Source organism: Mycolicibacterium vaccae NBRC 14118 = CIP 105934 (genome assembly GCF_001552715.1).
Lineage (GTDB): Bacteria > Actinomycetota > Actinomycetes > Mycobacteriales > Mycobacteriaceae > Mycobacterium > Mycobacterium vaccae.
On sequence record NZ_BCRS01000234.1, the window covers coordinates 1 to 6,371 of the forward strand.

At 71.3% G+C, this 6,371-nt stretch carries 7 protein-coding genes; 2 read left to right on the forward strand and 5 right to left on the reverse strand.

Going from position 1 to position 6,371, the window contains the following annotated elements; translation table 11 throughout:
* From MVA01S_RS27885 to MVA01S_RS27895, 3 genes are all read right to left on the reverse strand, one after another.
* The coding region (locus tag MVA01S_RS27885) for a PTS sugar transporter subunit IIA (RefSeq protein WP_159426361.1) at positions 1-337 on the reverse strand (337 nt) is incomplete at its 3' end.
* Between the two features lie 24 nt (positions 338-361).
* Positions 362-1,339 (reverse strand): 1-phosphofructokinase, encoded by a 978-nt coding sequence (gene pfkB / locus MVA01S_RS27890; protein ID WP_003930736.1) that lies wholly within the window; start codon positions 1,337-1,339, stop codon positions 362-364.
* Positions 1,336-2,115, reverse strand: coding sequence for a DeoR/GlpR family DNA-binding transcription regulator (locus MVA01S_RS27895; RefSeq protein ID WP_003930737.1), 780 nt, complete (start codon positions 2,113-2,115; stop codon positions 1,336-1,338). Before MVA01S_RS27895 ends, pfkB begins: the two co-directional genes overlap by 4 nt.
* Before the next feature lie 72 nt (positions 2,116-2,187).
* Here MVA01S_RS27895 and ptsP point away from each other — a divergent pair, with 72 nt between their 5' ends.
* Positions 2,188-3,939, forward strand: a complete 1,752-nt coding sequence (gene ptsP / locus MVA01S_RS27900) for a phosphoenolpyruvate--protein phosphotransferase (protein WP_040541404.1) — start codon at positions 2,188-2,190, stop codon at positions 3,937-3,939.
* Here the strand turns inward: ptsP and MVA01S_RS27905 are convergent.
* Entirely contained in the window at positions 3,936-4,175 is a 240-nt protein-coding gene (locus tag MVA01S_RS27905; protein ID WP_003930739.1) for a hypothetical protein, read from the reverse strand. The two genes, ptsP and MVA01S_RS27905, sit on opposite strands and share 4 nt — an antisense overlap.
* An 88-nt stretch (positions 4,176-4,263) precedes the next feature.
* On the opposite strand from MVA01S_RS27905, the gene MVA01S_RS27910 reads away from it, so the two are divergent.
* Positions 4,264-5,244 carry a pirin family protein gene (locus tag MVA01S_RS27910; protein WP_003930740.1) on the forward strand — a complete coding sequence of 327 codons (981 nt, stop codon included), beginning with the start codon at positions 4,264-4,266 and terminating at the stop codon, positions 5,242-5,244.
* Here the strand turns inward: MVA01S_RS27910 and MVA01S_RS27915 are convergent.
* Positions 5,241-6,371 (reverse strand): FUSC family protein (locus MVA01S_RS27915; protein ID WP_169801781.1); only part of this gene is annotated, 1,131 nt, incomplete at its 5' end. The two genes, MVA01S_RS27910 and MVA01S_RS27915, sit on opposite strands and share 4 nt — an antisense overlap.

Sequence of the window (6,371 nt, forward strand, 5' to 3'; positions counted from 1 at the left end):
GGCCGCCCGACTCGGGCGCCGCGATCAGGAACACCAGATCGGCGGGACCGTCCGGTGCGCCGAAGTCCACACCGGGCTTGAGCCGGGCGAACCCGATGGTCGCGGTGTCCACATACGGCGACCGGCAGTGCGGGATCGCGATGCCGCCGGGCAGCCCGGTGGCCGATTGGCCTTCACGCGCCATCGCGGCGCCGATGAGTCCGTCGGCGTCGTTGGTGCGTCCCGCCGCGGCCAGCGCGCCGACCAGTCGGCTGATGACGGCCTGCTTGTCCCCGTCGACGGAGACGTCGAGCAGCACGAGGTCGCGCGTGATGATGGGAGCCGCGGAGCTGGTCATGGCACTACCTTCGTCCTCTTGTCGCTACTGATTGGCCGGAATGGGCGAGATGGGCGAAACCTGAACGGCATTCAGGTCGATCTCGGCGGGAGTGGGCAGTGTCGTGCCGGGCAGCGAGGCCGCGGCGCTGCCGTACGCGACGGCCATCTGCAGTCGTTGCGGAGGCACGGCGCCGCCGACCTCGGCCCGCAGGTAGCCGGCCAGCGACGAGTCGCCGGCGCCGACGGTGCTGCGCGGCACGATCGGCGGCGGGGTCGCCATCCAGGCGCCGTTGCGATCGACCAGCACGGCGCCGGCAGCGCCGAGCGTTGCCAGCACCGCGCCGATGCCACGGTCGACCAGCTGCCGGGCGGCCGCCACCACTGGCTCTGGATTGCCCTGGGTGACAGCGTCTTCCAGCGATTCGGGCGACAGGCCGAGCACGCTGGCCAGCTCTTCGGCGTTCGGCTTGATCAGATCGGGTGCGCCGCGGTCCAGTGAACCGACGAGCGCGGCCAACGGCGCGTCGGAGGTGTCGACCGCGACCCGGCAGTCCATGGCCGTCAACAGCGCGGTGACGTCGCCGTACCAGGACGCCGGCACGCCGGGCGGCAGCGATCCCGACATCACCACCCAGTCCGCGCCCTCGGCGGTGTCGAGCACCGCGCGGGTCAGCGCGTCCAGGGTCTGCCCGTCCAGCGCCGCACCCGGCTCGTTGATCTTGGTGGTGGTGCCGTCCGGCTCGGTGATCGTCAGGTTGGTGCGCGCGGGTTCGCTCGTCGGCACGATCCGGTAGGGCACCGCGGCGAGCTGAAGTGCGGTCAGCAGCGGGTCGTTGGGGCCGGCCGGCAGTACGGCGAGCGCGTCCACGCCGGCCATCGTCAGCACCTTCGCGACGTTGACGCCCTTCCCGCCGGCCTGGTTGGTCACCGACGTGACCCGGTGCACCGCACCGCGGGTCAGCGGCGACGGCAGCGTCACGGTCCGGTCGATACTCGGGTTGGCGGTCACGGTGACGATCACTTCTGGCCTCCTGCACAGATGACCTCCACGCCGTGTTCGCTCAGTTCGGCGTCGGCGGCGGACGAGATCTCGGGGTCGGTGATAAGGGTGTCCACACACGAGATCGGTGCGAAGCTGACGAACTCCTCGCGGCCGATCTTCGACGAGTCGGCGGCCACCACGACGTAGTTGGCCGCGCGGACCATCGCCCGTTTCACGGCGGCTTCGTCGCTGTCGGGGGTGGACAGTCCGTGGCGCACGCTGAGTGCGTTGGTGCCCAGGAACGCGATGTCGACCCGCAGGGTGTCGAGCACCCGCAGCGCCTGCTCCCCGACCGCGGCCTGGGTGACGCCGCGCACCCGGCCGCCGAGCAGCTGCAGCGACACTGACGGCACAGTGGCCAGCCGGGCCGCGATCGGCACCGAGTTCGTGACGACCACCAGCTCGCGGTCGGTGGGGATGTGCGCGGCGATGCGCATCGTGGTGGTGCCCGCGTCGAGCAGCACGCTGCCGCCGCCGCGCGGGAAGAACTCCGCGGCCGCTACGGCGATCGCGTCCTTGTGCTCGGCGCGGGTGATGTCGCGCTCGCCGACGCCGGGCTCGACCAGATGGAGCGCACGGACCGGGACCGCGCCACCGTGCACGCGGCGCACGATGCCGGCCTTGTCGAGGACGGCGAGGTCACGGCGCACGGTCTCGGTCGTGACGTCGTAGGCCTGGGCCAGCTCGGTGACCGATGCGCGACCCTGCGACATCACCAGCGACGCGATGGCCTGCTGCCGTTCCTCGGGGTACATCGGGCTCCGTACGGGGATCAAAGCAATGTGGGACTCAAAGCAATGTGGGAATCAAAGCAATCCAATGTTGGTATGTTTGGTTTTACTCCTGAACGTGTTGACCTGTCAATGGGATTCTGTAACCTGGTTCACATGACGTCGTCGCCCTCGCTCACCTCACTTGCCGGCACGGTCCTGCACGGAGTGCCCGTTGTCGCCGGCGTTCAATACGCGCCGGTGATCCGTCCCGGAAAGCTGCCCGACCTCTCCGACGACCCGGTCGTCGAGATCCCCGACGATCAGCGGGAGGCCGAGCGGGAACGCCTGGTCGCGGCGGTCGAAACGGTCGCCGCCCGGCTGCGGGAGCGGGCTGCGCACGCGACGGGGAACGCCTCCGAGGTGCTCAACGCGACCGCGGCACTGGCCCAGGACCGCGGCTGGCTCAGCGTGGCCGAGAAACGCGTCAACGAGGGAGCGCCTGCGGTGCGCGCGATCGAGGCCGCCATCGCACAGTTCGTCGACATGTTCACCAAGCTCGGCGGGTTGATGGCCGAGCGGGTCACCGACCTGCGCGACATCCGCGACCGCGTGATCGCCGAGCTGAAGGGGCTGCCGGAACCGGGCGTCCCGCTACCCGACGAACCGTCGATCCTGTGCGCCGAGGACCTCGCGCCGGCCGACACCGCCGGGTTGGACCCCACGCTCGTCGTCGCGCTGGCGACCACCTTCGGCGGACCGACCAGCCACACCGCGATCATCGCCCGCCAGCTCGGCATCCCGTGCATCGTCGCCGTCGACGGACTCGACGACGTGCCCGCCGGCGCCATGGTGCTCGTCGACGGAACCCTCGGCACGGTCACCGTCTCTCCCGACGAGGCGACCGCCCGCGAAGAGGTCGCCGGGGCGCAACGCGCCGCCGAGGAGGCCGCGCACTGGGCCGGACCCGGCGCCACCTCGGACGGCCACGCCGTCTCGGTGCTGGTCAACGTTCAGGATGGGGCCGCCGCGCGCGCCGCCCGGGAGACCCCGGCCGACGGCGTCGGTCTGTTCCGCACCGAGCTGTGCTTCCTCAACACCGACACCGAACCAACGGTCGAGGAACAGACGGAGATCTACGCCGAGGTGCTCGAGGCCTTCGCCGGCAAGAAGGTCGTGATCCGCACGCTCGACGCCGGCTCGGACAAGCCGCTGAAGTTCGCCGGTCACCCCGACGAGGCCAACCCCGCCCTGGGCGTGCGCGGCATCCGGATCGCGACCCGCAACCCCGGACTACTCGAGCATCAGCTCGAGGCGATCGCCGCCGCGGGGGAGCGCACCGGAAACCCGCCCTGGGTGATGGCGCCGATGATCGCGACCGCCGAAGAAGCGGAAAGCTTTGGGACCAAGGCCCGTTCGTACGGGCTGACCCCCGGGGTGATGATCGAGGTACCCGCTGCGGCGCTGCTGGCGGACGGGATCCTGGCGCACGTCGACTTCCTGTCCATCGGCACCAACGACCTGGCGCAATACACGATGGCTGCCGACCGGATGTCAGCCGACCTGGCCACGCTGACCGACCCGTGGCAGCCGGCCGTGCTGACCCTGGTCGCGATGACGGCCAAGGCCGGCGCCGCCGCCGGCAAGCCGGTCGGGGTGTGCGGCGAGGCCGCCGCCGATCCGCTGCTGGCGTGCGTGCTGACCGGCCTGGGCGTGACGTCGCTGTCGGCGGCCGCCGCCGCGGTGCAGGGTGTCGGCGCGAAACTGTCCCAGGTGACGTGGCAGCAGTGCCGTGACGCGGCGCAGGCGGTGCTGTCCACCAGGAGCGCCCTCGACGCGCGTGCCGCCGCCCAGGGCGTGCTGAGCTAAACCGTCCAGCCGGTGGCCTGCGGCCACGACTCGACGTCCGTGCCGTCGTGGCGCAGTCGCACGTACTCGTAGCCGCGTTCGGCCGCCTCGCCCGTCGCGTCCGCGTAGACCCGCCGGGCCTCGGCTTCGGGGCCCTGCACCAGGGCGCTCTCCTGCGCGCCGTCGGCGGGGTTCCCCCGGTCGTACAGCGTGCCGACGACGACCTCCCAGGTCGTCTGCTCGTTCGGTTCGGTCACCGCTATCTCCTTCCGCAGCGGCGGGGGTACCCGCGCGACGGCAACGCAACCCGGGAATGTATCGGACCGTGGTCCGGTTATTGTCGGCATGCCTGCGATCACAGCCGACACGCTGACCCTGCCCCGCATCGGGACCGCCGGTCCCTCCGACACCGAGCGCCCGGTCCGTTCCGTCACCACCGGGCCCCGCGGCTACGAGGGCGAGGGCTTCCCCGTCGTCCGCGCCTTCGCCGGGGTCCACCCCCGCGACCTGGATCCGTTCGTGCACATGGACCAGATGGGTGAGATCGAGTACCAGCCGGGCGAACCCCGCGGCACCGACTGGCACCCCCACCGCGGCTTCGAAACCGTCACCTACATGATCGACGGCCGGTTCGCCCACCAGGACTCCCACGGCGGCGGAGGTCTGATCACCGACGGCGCCACCCAGTGGATGACCGCCGGCTCGGGCATCCTGCACATCGAGACCCCACCCGCCGAACTGGTGGACAGCGGCGGACTGTTCCACGGCATCCAGCTGTGGGTGAACCTGCCCCGCAGCGACAAGTTCGCCGACCCGCGCTACCAGGCCATCGAGGGCGACCAGGTCGCATTGCTGTCGTCCGACGACGGCGGGGCGCTGGTGCGGATCATCGCCGGTCAGATCGACGGCCATGGTGGCCCCGGCGCGACGTACACGCCGATCACGATGGCGCACGCGACAATCCAGCCCGGAGCGCGGCTGAGCCTGCCGTGGAACCGCGACTTCAATGCGCTCGTCTACGTGCTGTCGGGCCGCGGCGCGGTCGGGCCGGTGGCGCATCCCATCGAGCAGGGCCAGCTGGCCGTGTTCGGACCGGGTGACCGCATCACGGTGGCCGCCGACGGGTCCCAGGACTCCAACCGGCCGGCGTTGGAGGTTCTGTTGTTGGGCGGCAAACCGATTCGCGAACCCGTCGTCCAGTACGGCCCCTTCGTGATGAACTCGAAGTCCGAACTGATCCAGGCGGTCGAGGATTTCGAGGCCGGAAAGTTCGGCGCGATCCCGCCGGATGCGCTGCGGCCCCACCGCCCGGCGGGCCGCGGCTAATCGGCCCCGGCCGGCCGCGGGTAGAGCAGTTCCAGCTCACCGAGCGCGGCGGCCGCGGTCAGCAGGGGCAACGCCGCCGACACGCCCAGCGTGTCGGGGCGGGCCTCCGCGCGCAGCGCGAGGACGAAATCATCGCTGATGGGCGCGAACGGTTCGTCGGGCGCCCGTCCGGACACCCGGGCGCAGATCGCCTCGGTGTGTAGCTCCAGCGCCGCGCGGACCTTCGGATACGCGTCCAGCGGCGGGGGAGTGGGGATGTCGGCGACCAGGTCGGCGGCTCCGCGCAAGCGGATCGCCCGGTTGAAGGACCGCACGATCGGCGCGCGGAAGTCCGTCTCGCCGCTGCTCTCGGACAGATACTGGCGGACCGCGTCGTCGATGACGCGCGAGGCTGCCAGCGCCTCGTGGCTGAGCCTAGCGACCTCGTCGGTGCGCTCCTCGAAGGCGCCGCGCGTGACCCGCAGAACGGCCGCTCGCAGATAGCCCGCGAACACGGCGCGGGCCGAGTCGATGGCCTGCGACACCGACGAAGTAGCCCCGCGCGGCCACAGCAGCATCGAAACCGCCACGCCGACAAGCGCGCCCACCACGACGTCCTCCACCCGGATCAGTCCGACCTGCCACCCCGACGGCACGATCAGATTGAACGAGATCAGCACCATCATGGTGAACGCCGCCTGCGCCGCGGTGAACGACGCGATCTCGGGCACGTAGGCCGACCCGAACACCACCACCGGCATCAGCACCCACAACACCACCGGATCGACCCCGACCAGGCTGATCAGCACCGCGCCCAGCAGGAATCCGATCGCGGTGCCGAACACCGCCCGCCACACCCTCGTGCCGGTGGTCAGCGCGCTGCTGCGCAGCACCGACAGCGCTCCGAGCACCACCCAGAAGCCGTGCTCGACAGGAAAGACGTGGGTGACGGCCACCGCCAGGGCAAGGCCGATGCCGGTGCGCAGGCTGTTGCGAACCGCGACCGAGCGGTTGTCCAGGAACCCCGTGATCTGAGCGGCGGCCACCGTTTCGGGGAGCAACCTGTCCGACGCGCCGGTGGGCGGCAGCCGCCGGCCCAGCGCGCGGGCCCACACCGGGCGGGCGTCGGCGGCGGCCGCCGCGGCGAT

Excerpts from the sequence above, each read along its gene's own strand:
- MVA01S_RS27895 (WP_003930737.1), bottom strand. The coding sequence starts at position 2,115 with ATGTACCCCGAGGAACGGCAGCAGGCCATCGCGTCGCTGGTGATGTCG.
- MVA01S_RS27910 (WP_003930740.1), top strand. The coding sequence starts at position 4,264 with ATGCCTGCGATCACAGCCGACACGCTGACCCTGCCCCGCATCGGGACC.
- ptsP (WP_040541404.1), top strand. The coding sequence starts at position 2,188 with ATGTTTGGTTTTACTCCTGAACGTGTTGACCTGTCAATGGGATTCTGT.